Source organism: Inquilinus ginsengisoli, from assembly GCF_031453975.1.
Taxonomy (GTDB): domain Bacteria; phylum Pseudomonadota; class Alphaproteobacteria; order DSM-16000; family Inquilinaceae; genus Inquilinus; species Inquilinus ginsengisoli_A.
Genome location: NZ_JAVDPW010000007.1, coordinates 292,194 through 310,940 on the forward strand (window position 1 = coordinate 292,194; position 18,747 = coordinate 310,940).

15 protein-coding genes are annotated in these 18,747 nt (G+C 71.4%); 5 read left to right on the forward strand and 10 right to left on the reverse strand.

The annotated features are described in order from the left end of the window. Positions 1-58 precede the first annotated feature (58 nt). The 3 genes from E9232_RS20980 (at position 59) to E9232_RS20990 (ending at position 2,033) form a co-directional block, all read left to right on the forward strand. Positions 59-250, forward strand: a complete 192-nt coding sequence (locus tag E9232_RS20980) for a twin transmembrane helix small protein (protein ID WP_309797127.1) — start codon at positions 59-61, stop codon at positions 248-250. A gap of 34 nt (positions 251-284) precedes the next feature. Then, positions 285-863, forward strand: a complete 579-nt coding sequence (locus E9232_RS20985) for a cob(I)yrinic acid a,c-diamide adenosyltransferase (RefSeq protein ID WP_309797128.1) — start codon at positions 285-287, stop codon at positions 861-863. Positions 864-1,160: 297 nt separating this feature from the next. Next, positions 1,161-2,033, forward strand: a complete 873-nt coding sequence (locus E9232_RS20990; RefSeq protein ID WP_309797130.1) for a 3-hydroxybutyryl-CoA dehydrogenase — start codon at positions 1,161-1,163, stop codon at positions 2,031-2,033. A gap of 159 nt (positions 2,034-2,192) precedes the next feature. Here the strand turns inward: E9232_RS20990 and E9232_RS20995 are convergent, their stop codons facing one another. After that, complete coding sequence (locus tag E9232_RS20995; protein ID WP_309797131.1) at positions 2,193-2,690, reverse strand: Lrp/AsnC family transcriptional regulator; 498 nt, start codon at positions 2,688-2,690, stop codon at positions 2,193-2,195. Positions 2,691-2,808: 118 nt separating this feature from the next. On the opposite strand from E9232_RS20995, the gene glyA reads away from it, so the two are divergent. Then, entirely contained in the window at positions 2,809-4,167 is a 1,359-nt protein-coding gene (glyA, locus tag E9232_RS21000; protein WP_309797133.1) for a serine hydroxymethyltransferase, read from the forward strand. Here glyA and proA read toward each other — a convergent pair. From proA to fsa, 5 genes are all read right to left on the reverse strand, one after another. Then, positions 4,134-10,010, reverse strand: a complete 5,877-nt coding sequence (gene proA, locus E9232_RS21005) for an anti-phage protein ProA (RefSeq protein WP_309797135.1) — start codon at positions 10,008-10,010, stop codon at positions 4,134-4,136. The genes glyA and proA overlap by 34 nt on opposite strands. A 102-nt stretch (positions 10,011-10,112) precedes the next feature. Continuing rightward, on the reverse strand, positions 10,113-11,324 hold the full coding sequence (locus E9232_RS21010; protein WP_309797137.1) for a trans-sulfuration enzyme family protein: 1,212 nt from the start codon (positions 11,322-11,324) through the stop codon (positions 10,113-10,115). Positions 11,325-11,344: 20 nt separating this feature from the next. After that, positions 11,345-12,328 carry a tyrosine recombinase XerC gene (locus tag E9232_RS21015; protein WP_309797138.1) on the reverse strand — a complete coding sequence of 328 codons (984 nt, stop codon included), beginning with the start codon at positions 12,326-12,328 and terminating at the stop codon, positions 11,345-11,347. Positions 12,329-12,340: 12 nt separating this feature from the next. Beyond that, positions 12,341-13,045, reverse strand: a complete 705-nt coding sequence (locus tag E9232_RS21020) for a DUF484 family protein (protein WP_309797450.1) — start codon at positions 13,043-13,045, stop codon at positions 12,341-12,343. Positions 13,046-13,064: 19 nt separating this feature from the next. Further along, positions 13,065-13,757, reverse strand: a complete 693-nt coding sequence (gene fsa / locus E9232_RS21025; RefSeq protein ID WP_309797141.1) for a fructose-6-phosphate aldolase — start codon at positions 13,755-13,757, stop codon at positions 13,065-13,067. A gap of 112 nt (positions 13,758-13,869) precedes the next feature. Between fsa and E9232_RS21030 the strand changes: the two genes are divergently transcribed. After that, positions 13,870-16,056 (forward strand): primosomal protein N', encoded by a 2,187-nt coding sequence (locus E9232_RS21030; RefSeq protein ID WP_309797142.1) that lies wholly within the window; start codon positions 13,870-13,872, stop codon positions 16,054-16,056. Here E9232_RS21030 and E9232_RS21035 read toward each other — a convergent pair. The 4 genes from E9232_RS21035 to E9232_RS21050 form a co-directional block, all read right to left on the reverse strand. Continuing rightward, positions 16,051-16,464 (reverse strand): type II toxin-antitoxin system VapC family toxin, encoded by a 414-nt coding sequence (locus tag E9232_RS21035; RefSeq protein ID WP_309797452.1) that lies wholly within the window; start codon positions 16,462-16,464, stop codon positions 16,051-16,053. The two genes, E9232_RS21030 and E9232_RS21035, sit on opposite strands and share 6 nt — an antisense overlap. Next, positions 16,460-16,699 carry a type II toxin-antitoxin system VapB family antitoxin gene (locus E9232_RS21040; protein ID WP_309797145.1) on the reverse strand — a complete coding sequence of 80 codons (240 nt, stop codon included), beginning with the start codon at positions 16,697-16,699 and terminating at the stop codon, positions 16,460-16,462. Before E9232_RS21040 ends, E9232_RS21035 begins: the two co-directional genes overlap by 5 nt. 93 nt (positions 16,700-16,792) lie before the next feature. Next, complete coding sequence (locus E9232_RS21045; RefSeq protein WP_309797147.1) at positions 16,793-18,301, reverse strand: MDR family MFS transporter; 1,509 nt, start codon at positions 18,299-18,301, stop codon at positions 16,793-16,795. Then, complete coding sequence (locus E9232_RS21050; protein ID WP_309797148.1) at positions 18,298-18,732, reverse strand: MarR family winged helix-turn-helix transcriptional regulator; 435 nt, start codon at positions 18,730-18,732, stop codon at positions 18,298-18,300. The genes E9232_RS21045 and E9232_RS21050 overlap by 4 nt, the downstream gene beginning before the upstream one ends. Positions 18,733-18,747 lie beyond the last annotated feature (15 nt).

The following is an 18,747-nucleotide window of genomic DNA, read 5'->3' on the forward strand; positions in this document are numbered from 1 at the left end:
GTGACCCGCCCCTGCAATCGCGCTGGGCGAGGCCGGGCCGGCGTCTTATAATTGTCGCATGAGCATCGTCTTCATCATCCTCGCCGTGATCTGCATGGCCGGGGTCCTCGCCTCGCTCGCCACCGGTGTGGTCGGCATGGCCCAGCACGGACCGTTCAACCGCAAATGGGGCAACCGGCTGATGCAGGCCCGCATCGGCTTCCAGGCCCTGGCGATCCTGTTCTTCATGCTGGCGCTGTGGACGGCCTGAGCGGCGCGCTCGCCTGCGCCCAGGGCGCGCGGCCATGGTGACGCTGACCCGGATCTACACGCGCGGCGGCGACGCCGGGCAGACCTCGCTGGTCGGCGGCCGGCGGGTGGACAAGCACGACCTGCGGGTCGAGGCCTACGGCACGGTGGACGAGGCCAATGCCGTGATCGGCCTGGCCCGGCTGCAGACCGCCCAATTGCCGGGGGAGGGCGAAGCCGACGCCATGCTCGGCCGCATCCAGAACGACCTGTTCGACCTCGGCGCCGACCTGGCGACGCCGGAGGAGAAGGACCCCAGATACCCGCCGCTTCGGGTGACGGCGGGGCAGGTCGACCGGCTGGAGCGCGAGATCGACGCCATGAACGCGGTGCTGGCGCCGCTCAACAGCTTCGTCCTGCCCGGCGGCAGCGCCGCCGCGGCCCATCTGCACCTCGCCCGCACCGTGGTGCGGCGGGCGGAACGGCTGGTCTCGGCGCTGATGGCGGCCGAGGCGGTGAACCCGGAGGCGCTGAAATACGCCAACCGGCTGTCGGACCATCTGTTCGTGCTGTCGCGCCATCTGAACGGCGACGGCGAGAAGGATGTGCTGTGGGTGCCCGGCGCCCATCGCTAAGAGACCGTTTGGAAACGCTACTGGTGCGGCCGTCTGACGGCGGTTTCTGCGCTTCCGGTGCTCACGGACCCAAACGTCCGCTGCGCGCCGGTTCTCGAAACCACCGCCAGCCGACTCACACCAGCGCGTTTCCAAACGGTCTCTAAGGGCTTGTGCTCATGACTTGAGCAAGATGCTTGCGTCGGCGGCAGTCGCGTTGACAAGCTATGTCGGACATCACTATCGTTCGACCTCTTTGCTGCACCGCACCAATGCGGGCGGCGCAAGATCCAGGGACGTTCGGAGCGGAACCGCGGCATGATCCAGACGATCGGGGTGATCGGCGCAGGGCAGATGGGCAGCGGCATTGCCCATGTCGGCGCGCAGAACGGCTTCACCATCCGGCTCCTGGATGTCGATCCGAAGGCGTTGGCGCATGCGGTCGAACACATCGACGGCAACCTTGAGCGGCTGATCGCCCGCGGCAAGCTGACGGCCAAGGAAAAGGCCGAGACCCTCGGCCGCATCCACGGCATCACCGACTACCGCGACTTCAAGGATTGCGACCTCGTGATCGAGGCGGCGACCGAGAACGAGCCGATCAAGCGCGAGATCTTCAAGCATCTGGTGCCGCATCTGAACGAACGTGCGATGGTGGCGACCAACACCAGCTCGATCTCGATCACCCGGCTGGCGGCCACGACCGACCGTCCGGAACGCTTCATCGGCATGCACTTCATGAACCCGGTGCCGGTGATGAAGCTGGTGGAGATCATCCGCGGCATCGCCACCGACGACGCGACCTACGAGGCGATCCACGAGCTGTCGGTCAAGCTGGGCAAGACCCCGGCGGTGTCCGAGGATTTCCCGGCCTTCATCGTCAACCGCATCCTGCTGCCGATGATCAACGAGGCGGTCTACACCCTCTATGAGGGGGTGGGGTCGGTCGAGGCCATCGACACCTCGATGAAGCTCGGCGCCAACCACCCGATGGGGCCGCTGGAGCTGGCCGACTTCATCGGCCTCGACACCTGCCTGTCGATCATGAACGTGCTGTATGACGGCCTGGCCGACAGCAAGTACCGGCCCTGTCCGCTCTTGGTGAAATACGTCGAGGCCGGCTGGCTCGGCCGCAAGACCAAGCGCGGCTTCTACGACTATTCCAAGGACGTCCCGGTCCCCACCCGCTGAGACCGTCCGATAACACGCCCGGCGCGGCCGTCTGACGGCGGTTTCTGCGCTTCCGGTGCTCACGGACGACCATGTCCGCTGCGCTCCGGTTCTCGAAACCATCGCCAGCCGACTCGCGCCGAGCGCGTTCTCGAACGGCCTCCGAGCCGGTGAAAGCTCTTAGGCCCCGATCGGCACCTTGGTCTCGTACTTCACGCGCGACAGGTTGAAGCTGGTGCGGAAGCGCTTGATGTTGTGCTCATTGGCCAGCACGCGGCGGCAGAACAGGTTGTAGGCCTCCATGTCGCGGCAGGTCACGACCAAGAGATAGTCGGTCTCGCCGGACACGAAATAGCATTGCTGCACCTCCGGCTCGGCGGCGATCTTGCGCTCGAAGGCGGCCAGCACGTCCTCGCGTTGGCGGTCCAGCTCGACCCCGACGAAGGCGACGATGGTCTGGCCGACCTTCTCGGGATCGACCAGCGCCACATCCTTCACCACCACCCCGTCCTGGCGCAGCCGCCGCACCCGCTTCAGGCAGGCCGGCGGCGACAGGCCGACGCGTTCGGCCAGGGCCAGGTTGGTGACCTGGTTGTCCTCCTGCAGCAGGTCGAGGATGCGCCGGTCGATGGCGTCGAGCACGATCGGGGCCGGTTTACCGGCAGCAGGACTTTTCATGGATTTCTCCGAACGGGACCCAAGGCGATCCAAAACGGAAACTCCGGGCCTGTAAATCGAAATCCGGTCCCATTGATTCTGCCCTAGCCTGGATTCGCTCGAACCAGGGGAGGCCGGGATGGCGCAGACGGATCTGACGAACCGTATCGAGGTGCATGACCGCGACACGCTGGCCACGGCGCGCGCCGTGCTGGACGCCTGCGTCGACCCCGCGGCGATGGGCGAGGCGGTCAAGGCCGCGGTCGGGCGCAACGCGCAATGGCGCGGCGAGGACTGCATCAACCTGCTGGCGCCCGAGGCGCCGACCAGCCCGGGCGTGCGGGCGCTGCTGGCGGCCGAGATCGGCACCCGGGCGGCGGAGGGCCATATCGGCCGGGTCAACCGCTGGTTCGCCGGCACCCGCCACATCGACGAGGTCGAGGCGCTGTGCGTCGAGCTGCTGAAGCGGCATTTCCGCTGCAATTACGCCGACCACCGGATGTGCGCCTCGATGATCGGCAACGCCGTGGTCTACACCGCGCTGACTGCGCCGGGCGACGTGGTGATGACCGCGCCGCAGCCCACCGGCGGCCATTCCTCGAACCGGCTCGACGGCCCGGCCGGCGCCATGGGCCGCACCGTCGTCGACATTCCGATGGACCCGGACGAGCTGGTGGTCGACCTCGACCTGTTCCGGCGGGCGGCGCCGCTGGCCCGGCCGAAGCTGGTGGCGCTGGGCCTGTCGATGACGCTGTTCCCGCAGCCGGTGGCGGCGATGCGCGAGGTCATCGCCGATTGGGGCGGCCGGTTCTTCTTCGACGCGGCGCACCAGCTCGGCCTGATCGGCGGCGGCCAGTTCCAGGATCCGTTGGGGGAGGGGGCGGACATCGTCACCGGCTCGGCCGGCAAGACCTTCGCCGGCCCGCAATCCGGCATCATCCTGTGGAACGACCCTGAGATCACCGAGGCGGTGACCACGGCGGTGTTCCCGGTCTGGGCCGCGACCCACCAGGTCAACCGGGTGGCGGCGCTGGCCCTGGCGACGGCGGAGGCGATCGAATTCGGCGCGGCGCTGCAGGCGCAGATCGTCGCCAACGCCAAGGCGCTGGCCCAGGCGCTGCAGGATCGTGGCATTCCGATGCTGGGCGCGCACAAGGGCTTCACCACCACCCATCAGGCCATCGCCGATGCCCGCGGCTTCGGCCGGGGCCTGGCGGCGGCGCAGCAACTCGAACGGGCGAACCTGATCGTCAACAAGAACCTGCTGCCGGCCGACCGCAAGGAAGACTGGGACTACCCCGGCGGCCTGCGCATCGGCACCATCGAGGTCACCCGCTTCGGCATGCGCGAACGCGAGATGGAGGCGATCGCCGAGCTGATCGCCCGCGTGCTGGTGCGCGGCGAGGCGCCGGAGGCGGTGCTGCCCGATGTCGTCGCCCTGCGCCACAGCTTCCCGACGATCCACTACTGCTTCGAGAACGGGCTCCCGCCGGGCTGAGCCTGCGCCTGGGCCTCGTCCGGCCCGGCGGCCAGCGCCGCCTCGATGCGCTGGCGGGCCGGGGCGGTGAGGCGGCGGATGCCGAACAGCCGCGCGATCTCGACCGCTGCGTCCTCTGTCCCTTGGCCAGGGGCCGCGGCCCGGATCTCGGCCAGCGCGATCTCCTCGATCTGGCGGATATCGTCCGGCGTGGCCGGTGTGCGCCAGCCCTGCCAGCGCGCCGGCACCTCGCGGTCGGGCCAGACGAACAGCCCGGCCGTCCCGTCCGGCGCCGTGTGGTGCCGCTGTGCCACGATGCCCATCACCCGCTCCCGGATCAGGCGTCCAGCACGCTGGAAGCCATGCGCCCGGGCGATTCGCTGCACCAGCAGGCTTTCCGAGATCGGCGCCTCGCCGTCGAGCACATGCCCGACCAGCGCCGCCAGCGTCGAATCATAGGCGGGCTCGTAGAACGCCACCGGGTCGATCGCGGCTTGGTGAGGTGTGAAGTCGGTCACCCGGTAGGGGGCCGGTGCCGGGGCGATGCCGTCGGCGGGCACCTGCCGCGCCAACCGCGCCGGCGCCTCGTCCGGAACATGCGCCGCGGCACCGTTGGCGGTGGCAGAGGCCGGCGGCAGCTCCACTGTCGGCACGATGTCGGCCTCGGGCGGCGGGGCGACCAGGATCGGCTCGGGCGGCGTCGGCGTCGCTGCGGCGGCTGCCACCGCGGCCTCGGCGCGAGAGGCGTCCAGCGCCGCCTCCAGCGCGCGGTGCAGCCGGTCGGCGGACCCGGCCTTGTCGATCCACCAGTCGGTGGACCAGATCCGCATCAGCGTCCAGCCCAGGCCTTCCAGGATGCCGGCGCGCACCTTGTCACGGTCGCGGGCGGTCGCGGCGCTGTGATAGGCGGCGCCGTCGCACTCCACCCCGGCCAGATAGTCGCCGGGCCGGTCGGGATGGACGATGCCGAGGTCGATGCGGAAGCGCGACACGCCGATCTGCGGCACCACGGTCCAGCCACGGCGGGCCAGTTCCCGGGCCACGGCCACCTCGAACGGCGATTCGGGCCCGCCGACCGACCCGTGCACGGCTTCGGCCAGCGCGGCCGGGCCGCGTTCGGCGAATTCGATGAAATGCTTGAGGTCGCGCACCGCGCGGGCACTCGTCCGGTTCAGGTCGATCATGCCGGGGTCGAAGGAGGTGAACACCATCATCTCCTGCCGCGCACGGGTCACCGCCACGTTCAGCCGCCGCCAGCCGCCTTCGCTGTTCAGCGCGCCGAAAGACATCGACATCGTCCTGGCCCCCGGCTCGGTCGGGCCGAAGCCGATGCCGAGCATGATCAGGTCGCGCTCGTCGCCCTGCACCGTCTCCAGGTTCTTCACCACCACCGGCTCGGTGCGGTCTTCGCCGAAATGGGGCTCGATCTCGGGGTGCTGGCGCCGGGCCTTGTCGAGCAGGTCCTCCACCAGCCGCTGCTGGTCGGCGTTCAGGGTGATGATGCCCAGGGTCCGGCCGGCGGCGACGAAGGCGGGGTCGGTCAGGCGGCGCACGGCCTCGTCGACCAGCGCCTGCGCCTCGATCGGGTTGGTGCGGCCTTTGCCGCGGGCGTAGACTCCGTCGACCCGACGCCATTCCACCGCGCTGGCCCGCGTCACCGGCGCCGGGAAGGTGACCAACCCGCTCTCGTAATAGCGGTGGTTGGAGAATGCGATCAGGCTTTCGTGCCGGCTGCGGTAGTGCCAGGACAGGCTGTGCATCGGCACTCCGGCGGCCAGGCATTCGTCGAGGATGCTCTCCATGTCCTCTTCAAGGTCGGCGTCGCTGTCGGTCGCGGTGGCGGACCGGGTGAAGAAGCTGGTCGGCGGCATCTGCCGCGGGTCGCCGGCGATCACCACCTGGGCGCCGCGGGCGATCGCGCCGACCGCGTCCCAGGGCGAGATCTGCGAGGCCTCGTCGAAGATCACCAGGTCGAACAGCGCCTGGTCCGGCGGCAGGTACTGCGCGATCGACAGCGGGCTCATCAGCATGCAGGGGGCCAGCCGGGTGAAGGACTCGCCCATCTCCGCGGCCAGCTGGCGGATCGGCTTGTGCCGGCGCTGCAACTGCAGCTGATGCTTCAGCACGGCATAGCCGTCGCCGCGCCCGACGCTGTCCTTCGCCGGGATCAGGCCGCAGATCCGGGCGCGGATGTAGCGCACCGCGAGTTCGGACAGCCGGCCGTCCAGCCGGCGGAAGGATTCGATGTTGTCCATATGGACCGAGGCGGCGAAGCGCGACAGCAGCGGCTCGGCGTCGATCCGCCCGCTGGCGAACCAGCGGGCATAGCCGGTCTCGAAGGCGTCGGACGTCTCGCGCGGCGCGATCGCGCCGGTCTCCAGCGCCGTGACCAGCGGCCCCAGCTCCGACTGCATCGCCTCGTCGCGCACCCGGCGCCAGTCGGTCCAGGCCTTCAGCCGGGGCGCATGGCCGGCAACCATCCCGGCGTGGCCGCGGACCGCGGCGAAGTCGCCGGCGGGGACGGGTGGTTCCGCCAGTTCGTCGAAGCGCTGCACCGCGGCATCATAGCTTGCAGCGGCCTCGCCCAGCCGGGCCTGGGCGCGGGCGATGGCGCCGCCATCCGCCAGCAGGTCGTTGGCGTCGACCACCAGGGTGGTCATGGCGCCGCGCAGCGCGGCCAGATGTTCGGGGCCGGTCGCCGCCGCCGAGATCGCCGCGCGCAGGGCCTCGGCCAGGGCCAGGGCGGATTCGACCGCCGCGCCGTCGCTGGCCAGCCCGGCCCAGCCGGGCACGCCGGCCAGGCGCGGGGCCAGCCCGTCCAGCTCCGCCAGCGCGGCGGCCATGGCGTCGAGATGCGGCAGGTCGGCCGGCACGTCGACCGGGCCCGCGGCGCCGCCCTGTTGCGCCAGGTCGCGGCCGACGCGCTTCCGGGCAAGGCCGGCGAGCGGCCAGATCTTCGCCTCGGCCCCCTGCCAGGCCGCCCGGATCGCCGCCAGGCCGATGCGGCGTGCCGCCTCCGGCGCATAGCGGGCGGACAGCGCCGCCTCGTCGCGGCGATAGCGCTCGACCAGGCCGATGGCCTGGCGCGCGGCGGCGATCCGGTCGGCGGCATCCGGCGCGAAGGCCAGGCGCAGGTCGCGGCGCAGGCGGGCCAACTGCGCCGGATCCTCGGCGGCCAGCGGCAGGCGGGTGGCGGCCAGCACCTCGTCGCGCGCGGCCTGCATGGCGTCCAGCGCCGGGGGCAGCGCCCGCGCCGCGGCGACGATCGCCTCCTGCCAGCCATTCGACCAGTCGGCATGGCCGATGCCATCGAGCGCGCCGGACAGGCCATCTGCATCGGTCCGGGCCAGCCCCAGGCGGCGGGCGATGTCGCGCAGCCTGGCGAGGTCGGCCTCGCCATGGTCGCGGCCCGGTGCGAAGGCGAAGCGCGGGCTCGTCTCGGTCCAATCGCGGACCACCCGGCCGATGGCATCGCGGATGGTCAGGCCGTTGGCGGCGCGGCGGTGCAGCAGCGCCACCAGGTCGTTCAGCCCGTCGCGCAGGCGCTTCACCTCCGCCCCCTCGCGCGCCCACTCCTCGGCGTTCATGGTCTCGCGGGTGGTCCAGGCGCGGTCGAGCTGCTTCAGCACCTCGGTCTTCGTCGCCTTGGCCGAATGCAGTTCCAGGCAGAACTCGCCCAGGCCGCGCTCGGCCAGCCGGCGCTGCACCACGTTCAGCGCCGCCATCTTCTCGGCCACGAACAGCACGCGCCGGCCGAGCGCCAGGTTGTGGGCGATCATGTTGGCGATGGTCTGCGACTTGCCGGTGCCCGGCGGGCCGTCCAGCACGAAGTCATGGCCCTGGCCCGACGCCACCACCGCGGCGATCTGCGAGCTGTCGGCCGGCAACGGCACGAACAGGTCGGCCGGGTCGACCGACTGGTCCAGCCGGTCCGGCCGCGGGAACTCGCCCCGCACCGGGAAGCTGGTGCCGTCGCGCTCGATCAGGTGGCGGACCGTCGGGCTCTGCTTCAGCCGGTCGGCGCGGTCGACCAGATCCTTCCACATCAGGTATTTGGCGAAGGAGAAGGTGCCCAGTACCAACTCCTCGGTCACCTCGAAGCCGGGCAGGTCGCGCACCGCGCGGCGCACCGTGGTCCAGATCCCGGCGACATCGACGCCGCGCTCATCGGTCGGCAGCGGCCCGTCCAGCGCCGGGATGGTGAACTCGAAATCCTGGCGCAGCAATTCGAGCAGGGTCAGGTTGAAGCGTGGCTCGTCCTCATGCTGGGTCATGATCACGCCGGACAGCGCGCTTTTCCGCTCCAGCCGGACCGGCAGCAGGATCAGCGGTGCCCGGAAGCTGCGCGGGTCGGTCGCGGCCTTCTTCCACTTCAGGAAGCCCAGCGCCAGGAACAGCGTGTTGGCGCCGCCTTCGGCCATGTCGCTCCTGGCCTTGCGGTAGAGGTCGACCAGCGTGGTGTCGAGCGTCTGCTTGTCCAGCAGCGACAACACCTCGCCGCGCTCCATCGCCGCCTGGGCGTACTGGTCGCGCAGGTTCTCGTTGGTCTGGGCCTCGAACAGCTTCTCGTCCCGGCCACCAGCGGCCAGGTCGGGCATGGCGACGATGCGGACCTTACCGCCTGCGGCCAGGCGGTCCTCCAGCGACCCCGGTTCGGGGCATTGCAGCCGCACCACCTTGCCGCCTTCCGGCAGATTCAGCAGGCGGTTGCTGGTGGTCAGGTTCAGAAGCTTGCGCTGCCACAGCGCGATGCGGCCGGCGGCCGTGGTCGGCGCCTCCGCCACCTCGACGTCGAAGCCCGGCAGGACCGGCGCCGCCTCCAGCGCCTCGGCGACCGGGACGGCTTCGGCCGGTGCCCCCGCCGGGGCGGTCCCCGCCAGGCTGAGCGGCCGGATCTTCTGCATCCGGGCGCGGCGAATGTCGACCGCCAGCTCGAACGGGGCGACGGCGTCCTCGGCGATCTGGCGCAGCGCGGTGCGCTCGGCCTGGCTGAAGCTCGGCGGCGGGGCCTGGGTCGCCAATGTCGTCTCGAACACCAGCAGGTCCTTCAGGTCGATGCGGCGGCGCAGGGCCGCGGCCTCGTCGATGATCAGGGCCGAGAATTCGACCGGCTGCAGCCATAAGCCGGCGAAGGCGTGGCCCCGGGTCATGATGATCAGCGGATTCAGGCCGGCCTGTTCGAGGGCGGCGGCGAACAGCAGGGCGGTGTCCAGGCAGGTCGCCACCTGGCCGTCCAGGATGGCGCCCGGCGTTCGCACCTTCTGGCCCTGCTGTTCGAAGCTGGCCGGGGGCAGGGCATAGGCGATGCGGAAGCCGGCGATCGCCGACCAGATCGCCGAGGCCAGCTCCCACACCCGCTCCCGCGATCCGGCGCCGTAGCCGTCGAGGCCGGAGGGCCGGCCGGCGCGGCGCAGCACATCCGATGCCGCCTTCAACACGCGGTCGACCGCCGGATCGTTCGGCATCACGAAGACCGGCAGCAGTTCCGCCATCGTGCCGGCCCCGCCCCATTCGCTGCGGGCCAGCAGCTCGATCGGATGCGCGGATTCGGCCAGGACCTGCCCGGCGGCGGCCAGGCGCAGCGTCACGGTCCCACGGATGCTTTCGGTCAGCTCGCCCAGGAAGCCGGCATTCAACGCCACGTCGCGGTCGGCGACATGCAGCGGGCCGTCCGGCGCCAGGCGGTCGATCCGCCAGGTCTTGGGCGCGAGGAAGGGCGGATCCGCGGTCAGCGTCAGCTCGAGGTCGTTCATCGCCGACTCGGCGGTGCTGGCGATCTCCAGCTCGCGCAGCACCGGCACGGCGTTCTGATGCGACGCGAAGCCGACCTTGCCGGCGACGACGGCGGTGATCTCGAATGTCATGGATCAGGACTCCCCTGGCGCGGGAGTCTGCCGACGCCATCCGCGCATCGTCAATGCCCCGGAATTTGCGGCGATGGCTTGTCTATATGGGCCCTGGGCCCGCTACAGGTTGCCCAGCGCCTGTTCGATGTCGGCCAGGATGTCCGACGTGTTCTCCAGCCCGATCGACAGGCGCACCAGCCCCTCGCAGATGCCCTGCGCCGCCCGTTCCTCCGGCGTGTAGTTCGCGTGGGTCATGCTGGCCGGGTGCTGGACCAGCGATTCCGCGTCCCCCAGGCTGACCGCCAGCGTCACCACCCGCAGCCGGTCCATGAACTTCCGGCCGGCCTCGATCCCGCGCCTCAGCTCGAACGCGATCAGCCCGCCGGACGCCTGCATCTGCCGCCCGGCCAGCGCGAACTGCGGGTGCGATTCCAGCCCGGGATAGAACACGCGCTCCACCGCCGAATGGCTTTCCAGCAGCTGCGCTACGGCGGTGGCGGATCGGGAGTGCTGCGCCATCCGTATCTCCAGCGTCTTTAGCCCGCGCAGCACCAGATGGGCGTTCATCGGCGACAGCGTCGCGCCGGTGAGGTAGCGAAGCCCTTCGTTGCGCACCCGGGCGATGATGTCGGCCGGGCCGACCAGCACGCCGCCGAGCACGTCGCCATGCCCACTCAGGAACTTGGTCGCGGAATGCAGCACGAGGTCGGCGCCATGGTCGAGCGGCCGCTGCAGGATCGGGGTGCAGAAGGTGTTGTCGACCACCACCAGCACCTCGGGCGCGGCCCGCTTGGCCAGCTCGGACACGGCGCGGATGTCGATCACCCGCAGGTTCGGGTTGGCCGGCGTCTCGAAATAGACCACCCGGGTCCGGGCCGTCAGCGCGGCCTGCAGCGTGTCGAGCCGGGTCATGTCGACCTTGGTGACCTTGACCCCAAACCGGGTCAGGCCCTGCATGAAGAAGGCGTAGGTGTTGCCGTACAAGGTGTGGTCGATCACCACCTCGTCGCCGGCCTGCAGCAGCGTCCACATCGGCGTGGTGATGCAGGCGATGCCCGACGCCATCGCCACCGCCGCGGCGCCGCCCTCGAGGCGCGCGATGCGGTCTTCCAGGATGGTCTGGGTCGGGTTGTGGCGGCGGCCATAGACATAGCCCTGGGCCTCACCCCGGAACACGGCCGCGCCGGCCTCGGTGTCGGGGAAGGCGTAGGTCGAGGTCATGTAGATCGGCGGCGTCAGGGCGCCCTGCGCATTGGCCGGGTCATAGCCGTGGTGGATCGCGGTGGTGGAGGGCCCCCAGGAGTCCTCGTCGTGATCGGGACGGTCGGTCATCGAATGCTCCTGGTCGCGGCCTACCCGCCGGTGCGCCGGGCCCTTGGGTGGGCGTCGGCATAGACGGTCATCAGCCGCTCGGCGTCGACGCCGGTGTAGCGCTGGGTGGTCGACAGGGCGGCGTGGCCCAGCAGCTCCTGGATGGTGCGCAAATCGCCGCCGCCGGCCAGCAGATGGGTGGCGAAGCTGTGCCGCAGCGCGTGCGGCGTCGCCGATTCGGGCAGGCCCAGCACCACGCGCAGCTGGCGCATCTGGCGTTCGGCCACGGCCGGGTTCAGCGGGCCGCCGCGGGCACCCAGGAACAGCGGGCCGCCGGCCGGCAGCGGGAACGGGCAGGCGGCGATATAGGCGTCGACCGCCTCGCGCACCGCCGGCAGCACCGGGACCATGCGCTGCTTGCGGCCCTTGCCGGTGACCACCAGCGTGTCGCCCGCCGGCGCCTCGCGCCGGGTCAGCCCCAGCGCCTCGCCCAGGCGCAGGCCGCAGCCATACAGCAGGAACAGCAAGGCGCGGTCGCGCTGACCGATCCATTCCTCGTCGCTCAGCGTCGCCACGGTGTCGACCGCGGCCAGCGCGTCGGCGACGGCGAGCGGGCGGGGCAGGCGCTTCGGCAGCTTGGGGTTGCGCAGGGACCCGATGGCGGCGTTGTGCAGCACGCCGATGCGGTCGAGATGGGTCAGGAAGTTGCGGACGCCGGACAGGCCGCGGGCCCGGGTGGCGGCCCCGGCGCCGCCCGCGGCGCGGCGCGACTGGAAGGCGCGCAGGTCGGCCAGGGCGGCGGCGGACAGGTCGTTCAGGCCGGGCGGCCGGCCGAGATGGTCGGACAGGAAGCCGACGAAGCGGCCGACATCGCCGAGATAGGCCCGCAGCGTGTGCGGCGACACCCGCTTCTCATCCTCCAGCCAGGCCCGCCAGCGCCCGGCCGCGTCGCGCAGATCGGCCGCGGCCGGCCAGCCCGCCATGGCCTCCGCCGATGGGGACGCCATGTCGGGCGTGGCGGTCATGCGGGGATGTGCCTAGCCGTCCTGGCCGGCCGTGGTCAGCCAGGAGCGGATGCAGCGCTCCAGCACCCGGCCGAGGAAGCCGACCAGCTCGGTCCGCATGCCGGGATGGAACATCTCGGGGTCGCGGCTGCCGAGCGCCAGCAGGCAGGACGGTGTCTCCGGCGACACGTTCAGGCGAATCAGCGCCTGGCTGCGCACCAGCCCGGCACCGGCGCCGAACACCGTCTCGTCCCCGGCCATGTCGGATTCGAGGGCAAGCTCCTGCGCGCCCAGGCGGCGGGCGATCTCCCCCGGCCCGACGATGCGGACCTCGGCACTCTGCGCCGCCGACTCCTCACCCTCAGTCGCCTCGACCAGCAGGGTGACGACATCGAGGTCGAGCAGCACGGCGAGGTCGGTCGACACCGTGTGGATCAGCTGCTCGAAGCTTTCGGCGTCGAGCAGGAACAGGATCGCGGCATGGACCCGGTTCTGGGTGTTGTGGTTGGCCCGGCTGGCGGTGATGAAGGCGCGCTGCTGGTCCTTCAACCGGTCGACCTGGCCACGCAGCCTTTCGGTCTGGTAGCCCTGCAGGTCGATCACGCCTTCGCCGCGGTCGCGGGGCGGCAGGGCGAGGCGCCCCACCAGCTCCGGATGCTGGACCAGGAAGTCCGGGTGCGCCAGCAGCCATGCCGACACGTCCCCCGCGCTCAGCGCGGGGGAGTCCGGACGCTTCACTTCCTGTGCCAATCGACCCTCACGCCGTCTTTTTGACGGCCGCGAGCTCCTGCTCGGTGAGGATGCTCTGGCCGGTCTTCGCCCAGTCGGCGACGAAGGCGGACAGGCCCTTGTCGGTCAGCGGGTGGCTATACAGCGCGCGCAGCGCCGCCGGCGGCAGGGTGCCGACATGGGCGCCCAGCTTGGCCGCCTGGATCACGTGCTGCGGCCCACGGATCGAGGCGACCAGCACCTCGGTCTTCAGCGCGGGATAGTTGCGGTAGATCTGGACGATGTCATGGATCAGCTCCATGCCGTCCTGGCCGGTGTCGTCGAGTCGGCCGACGAAGGGCGACACGAAGGTCGCGCCCGCCTTGGCCGCCAGGATCGCCTGGCCGGCCGAGAAGCACAGCGTGACGTTGACCATGGTGCCCGCGTCGGACAAGGTGCGGCACACCTTCAGGCCGGCGGGCGTCAGCGGCACCTTGACCGCGATGTTCTTCGCGATCTTGGACAGCTTGCGGCCCTCGGCCATCATGGTGTCGAAGTCGGTCGCGGCAACCTCGGCCGAGACCGGGCCCGAGACCACCTCGCAGATCCGCGGGATCAGGTCCAGGAACTGGGCCCCGGACTTGGCGATGAGCGAGGGGTTGGTGGTCACCCCATCGACCAGGCCGGTGGCGGCCAGGTCACGGATTTCGTTGAAGTCGGCGGTATCGATGAAGAACTTCATGGGCCTCGTTCCAATGGCCGGCGATCGCTTCGGGCCGATGCGCGGCGCCGAATTCGGCCCGCGGGACCGAGTTTAGCCCATGGCGGAGTCCGAGGCCACATCAGCGACAGCGATGGCGGAAGACAGTGGCCCGATCGCCACGGTGCGGGTGCTGCTGCCCCTGCCGCTGGCCGACGCCTACGACTATGCGGTGCCCGACGGCATGGACCTGCCGCCCGGCGCCTATGTCGAGGTGCCGCTGGGCCGGCTGCAGCGGATCGGCGTGGTCTGGGGCCCCGGCAGCGGCCAGGTTGCGCGGTCGCGGCTGAAGCAGGTCGCGCACCGGTTCGACCTGCCGCCGCTGCCGGAGGTGGCGCGCAGCTTCGTCGACCGGGTCGCCCGCTACACAGTGTCACCCCCCGGCGCCGTGCTGCGGATGAGCCTGTCCTCGACCGGCGCGCTGGAGCCGCCGAAGCCGGTGCTGGCCTACCGGCGCGCCGGGATGCCGCCGGAAGGGGTGAAGCTCAGCGCCGCCCGCCGCCGGGTGCTGGCGGTGCTGGAGGACGGGCCGCCGCGGCTGCCGGCCGAGCTGGCGCGCGAGGCCGGCTGCGGCGGCAGCGTGGTCAAGGGCATGGCCGAGGCCGGTCTCCTGGAGGTGGTGCTGCTGCCCGGTTTCGACCCGGTGCCGCAGCCCGACCTGGCCCGGCCGCGGGCCAATCTCGGCGAGACCCAGCGCGAGGTTGCCGACACGCTGATCGACACCGTCGCGATCGACGGCTACTCGACCACGCTGATCGACGGCGTCACCGGATCGGGCAAGACCGAGGTCTATTTCGAGGCGGTGGCGGCGGCGCTGGCGCGCGGCAGGCAGGTGCTGGTGCTGTTGCCGGAGATCGCGCTGTCCGGCCATTGGCTCGACCGCTTCGCCGCCCGCTTCGGCGTGCGCCCGGTCGAATGGCATTCCGAGCTGACCCCGGTGCAGCGCCGGCGCAACTGGCGGGCGGTGGCGCTGGGCGAGGCGCGGGTGGTGGTCGGCGCCCGCTCGGCCCTGTTCCTGCCCTATGCCGAGCTCGGCCTGATCGTGGTCGACGAGGAGCATGAGAGCGCGTTCAAGCAGGAGGACGGCGTCGTCTACCAGGCCCGCGACATGGCGGTGCTGCGCGGGCATCTCGGCGGCTTCCCGGTGATCCTGGTCTCGGCCACGCCGTCGCTGGAGACGCTGGCCAATGTCGAGGCCGGGCGCTACGCCGTGCAGCACCTGCCCGACCGGCACGGCGTGGCGCAGATGCCGGCGGTGACGGCGATCGACATGCGCCGCGAATCGCCGGCGCGCGGCCGCTTCCTGTCGCCGACCCTGCGCGAGGCGGTGGCCGAGACGCTGGCGAAGGGGGAGCAGGCGATGCTGTTCCTGAACCGCCGCGGCTACGCCCCCCTGACCCTGTGCCGGCATTGCGGCCACCGCATGGAATGCCCGAACTGCACCGCCTGGCTGGTCGAGCACCGGCTGGCCGGGCGGCTGGAGTGCCACCATTGCGGCCACCGGGCCGCGTTGCCGAAGACCTGCCCGTCCTGCCAGTCCGAGAGCAGCTTCGCCGCCTGCGGCCCGGGGGTGGAGCGGATCGCCGAGGAGGTCGACGCCACCCTGCCGGAGGCGCGCTGGACCATCGTCGCCTCCGACACCTTCTCCGGCCCCCAGGCGATCGCCGACCTGACCGCCGATCTCGACAGCGGCGCGGTCAACCTGCTGATCGGCACCCAGATCCTGGCCAAGGGCCACAACTTCCCCGGCCTGACCCTGGTCGGGGTGGTCGATGCCGATCTCGGCCTCGCCGGCGGCGACCTGCGCGCGGCGGAGCGGACCTGGCAGCTGCTGCACCAGGTCGGCGGCCGGGCCGGGCGGGCCGAGAAGCCGGGGCGGGTGCTGCTGCAGAGCTTCATGCCCGACCATCCTGTGATGCAGACCCTGGTCGCCAACGACCGCGACGGCTTCCTGGCGTCGGAGGCCGAGGCGCGGCGGTCGCGCGGCCTGCCGCCCTACGGCAAGCTGGTGGCGCTGATCGTCTCCGGCCCCGACCGCGGCGCGGTCGACCGGGTGGCGCGCGAGCTCGGGCAGGCGGCGCCGCAGGGCGACGGCATCATGGTGCTGGGGCCGGCCGAGGCGCCGCTGGCCCTGCTGCGCGGCCGCCACCGCCGCCGCCTGCTGTTCAAGGCCGACCGCCGCATCGCGGTGCAGCCGCTGGTGACGGAGTGGGTGGCGCGGGTGCAGGTGCCGGGCATCGTGCGGGTGCAGATCGACATCGATCCGTACAGCTTCCTATAGGGCGGTGCCGGCCGCGCGGATGTCCGTCTTCGAGAAGTCGTCGCCCTTGAACAGCAGCGGCACGCCATGCGTTCGGGCGCAGGCATAGGACATGCAGTCGGCGAGGTTGAGCTGTGCCGGATGGCCCCGGCCTTTGCCATAGGCGGCGAAGGCGGCGACGGCAGCGGTCGCTGTCTTGCCGTCGATCGGAACGACCGTGATCCCGGCATCATCAAGAAGGGTCCGGATGCGGGTCTCGACCAGGATCGGATCGACATCCAGCATGCTCGACAGCCGCATCGCCGCTTCCAGGACGACGAGGCCTGATGTGAGGGGCGTCTCGGCCCGGTCGATCAGGCCGGCATAGCGGGCGCGTCCGGCTGGTCGGCGAGAAGGGCCACGATCGCCGACGTGTCGATGAACATCAATGGCCCCACATGGCGTTGATCTCTTCCTTGCTCATCACATGGCGGTTCGGGCCGGCCTCTGCGGCTAGGGTGGCCGCGATCCGTGCGATGCGATCGGCGAGGGGCTCCTTCTCCGCCTCGCGGCGCAGTTCGGCCTCCAGGGCCTGAATGACGGCCTCGGTCATGGTCACCTTGCGCCTGGCGGCCAGTTCCCGGGCGAGCGCACGCGCGCGGTCGTCACGGATCTGCAGCGTCACGGTATGAACCCTCCTGGTGGGCCGGCAATCCATACAGAACTATATCGCTATCCATACTCAAGTTGTGAAGGGTGCTGCTCAGGCCTGCCGACATCAGCCTTTCGCCGGTGCGTGGCTCGACCGCAGCGGCAGCTCCGGTAGGAACAGGATCGCGGCCAGGGCCAGCGCCACGATGGCGGCGCCGGCGGCGAAGGTGCCGGCGATGGCGTGGCGGTAGACCGCGACCGCGGCGGCATGCGCCTCCGGCGGCAGCGCCGCCAGCTGGCGCAGCCCCTCCTGGGCCAGGCCCTCGGTGCCGGGCGCGCCGGTCCCCAGCCGCGCGGCGAGGATGGCGCCCGCGCCGGCCACCCCGATCGCGCCGCCCAGGGAGCGGCAGAAGGCGAGGGTGGCGGTCGCCGCGCCCATGTCCTCGCGCGGCACCGCGTTCTGCACCGCGATGGTCATGTTCGGCATCACCAGGCCCAGGCCGATGCCGATCGCGATCAGCGCCGGCTCGATCACCGCCAGCCCCTGCACGCTGGCCACCGCCCAGGCCAGCACGGCGAAGGCCAGCGCCGCCAGCGCCAGCCCGCCGGTCTGGGCCGGCTTGTAGCGGCCGGAGCGCGGCAGCAGCACCCGGCCGTTGACGATCGCGGCGGCGACCAGGCCGATCATCAGCGGCCCGGTCAGCAGGCCCGAGCGGGCGGCGCCGATGCCCAGCACCAGCTGGAAGAACAGCGGGAAGAACACGCTGGCGCCCAGCAGCCCCATGAAGGTCAGGGCCAGCACCAGGCAGGCGACGGCGAAGACCCGGTTGCCGCGCAGGTGCAGCGGCAGCACCGGCTCCGGCGCGCGGCGGGCCTGGACCGCGAACAGCAGGGCCAGGATCGCGGTGGCGGCGGCGATGCCGAGGATCTCGGGCGAGGCCCAGGGAAATTGCGACCCGCCCAGGGTCAGCACCAGCAGGAAGGCGGTGGTCGCCCCGGTCAGCAGCACGGCGCCGGCATAGTCGATCCGCCGCCGGCGGGCCAGATGCGGCCGGCGCAGCGCCCGGCTGACCACCGCCAGGGCGACGGCGCCGATCGGCAGGTTGACATAGAAGATCCAGTGCCAGGACAAGAGGTCGGTGATGGCTCCGCCCAGCGCTGGCCCGACCACGCTGCAGACCGCGAACACCGCTGCGACCGACCCCTGCTGGCGGCCGCGCCGGGCCGGCGGCACCAGGTCGCCGATGATGGTCTGGGCCAGCGGCATCAGGCCGCCGGCGCCCAGCCCCTGGATGGCGCGGAAGACGATCAGTTGGGTCATGCTCTGGGCCGCGCCGCTCAGCGCCGATCCCAGCAGGAAGGCCAGGATCGCGACATACAGCATCGGCTTGCGGCCGTACTGGTCGCTCAGCTTGCCGTAGAGCGGCATGACGCTGGTCGAGGCCAGGACATAGGCCGTCACCACCCAGGACAGGTGGATGCCGCCGCCGAGGTCGCCGACGATGCTGGGCAGGGCGGTGGCGACGATGTTCTGGTCGAGCGCGCTGAGCCCGAGCACGATCATCAGCCCCAGCAGCACGAAGCGGATCTCGCGCGCCGTCGCCTCGGCCGGCGCGGCCGCCTGCGGGCCGCTCATCGGTCGAGTGCCGTCAGCGCCGGGATCGCCGCCTGGATTGCCTGCCGCTCCTCCGGCGACAGCGCCGCCAGCTGACGCGCCAGCCAGTCGGTGCGCTGCTGCCGCAGCGCTTCGGCCCGGCGGCGGCCCTCCTCGGTCGCCACCAGGCCGGTGCGGCGGCGGTCGGCCGGGTCCGGCGGGGCGCGCCCGACCAGCCCGGCCGCCTCCATCTGCTTGACATGGCCGCTGATGGTCGGGCCGCGCAGCCCCTCCATCTCCGCCAGGGCGCCGACGCCGATGCCGGGATGCTTGATGATCAGCACCAGCAGCAGGTTCTGCAGCGGGGATATGGCCGGATCCTGGGTCTCGCGCCGCATCCGGCGGTACAGCCGCAGCAGCGGCTGGCGCAGCGCATCGGCCAGGGCATCGGTGTCGTCGGGGGCGGCGGGCATCTCGGCAGGTTCATC

What these genes read in the sequence shown, in the direction of transcription:
- E9232_RS20980 (WP_309797127.1), top strand. Translation starts at nt 59, where the DNA reads ATGAGCATCGTCTTCATCATCCTCGCCGTGATCTGCATGGCCGGGGTC.
- E9232_RS20985 (WP_309797128.1), top strand. Translation starts at nt 285, where the DNA reads ATGGTGACGCTGACCCGGATCTACACGCGCGGCGGCGACGCCGGGCAG.
- E9232_RS20990 (WP_309797130.1), top strand. Translation starts at nt 1,161, where the DNA reads ATGATCCAGACGATCGGGGTGATCGGCGCAGGGCAGATGGGCAGCGGC.
- E9232_RS20995 (WP_309797131.1), bottom strand. Translation starts at nt 2,690, where the DNA reads ATGAAAAGTCCTGCTGCCGGTAAACCGGCCCCGATCGTGCTCGACGCC.
- glyA (WP_309797133.1), top strand. Translation starts at nt 2,809, where the DNA reads ATGGCGCAGACGGATCTGACGAACCGTATCGAGGTGCATGACCGCGAC.
- proA (WP_309797135.1), bottom strand. Translation starts at nt 10,010, where the DNA reads ATGACATTCGAGATCACCGCCGTCGTCGCCGGCAAGGTCGGCTTCGCG.
- E9232_RS21010 (WP_309797137.1), bottom strand. Translation starts at nt 11,324, where the DNA reads ATGACCGACCGTCCCGATCACGACGAGGACTCCTGGGGGCCCTCCACC.
- E9232_RS21015 (WP_309797138.1), bottom strand. Translation starts at nt 12,328, where the DNA reads ATGACCGCCACGCCCGACATGGCGTCCCCATCGGCGGAGGCCATGGCG.
- fsa (WP_309797141.1), bottom strand. Translation starts at nt 13,757, where the DNA reads ATGAAGTTCTTCATCGATACCGCCGACTTCAACGAAATCCGTGACCTG.
- E9232_RS21030 (WP_309797142.1), top strand. Translation starts at nt 13,870, where the DNA reads ATGGCGGAAGACAGTGGCCCGATCGCCACGGTGCGGGTGCTGCTGCCC.
- E9232_RS21045 (WP_309797147.1), bottom strand. Translation starts at nt 18,301, where the DNA reads ATGAGCGGCCCGCAGGCGGCCGCGCCGGCCGAGGCGACGGCGCGCGAG.
- E9232_RS21050 (WP_309797148.1), bottom strand. Translation starts at nt 18,732, where the DNA reads ATGCCCGCCGCCCCCGACGACACCGATGCCCTGGCCGATGCGCTGCGC.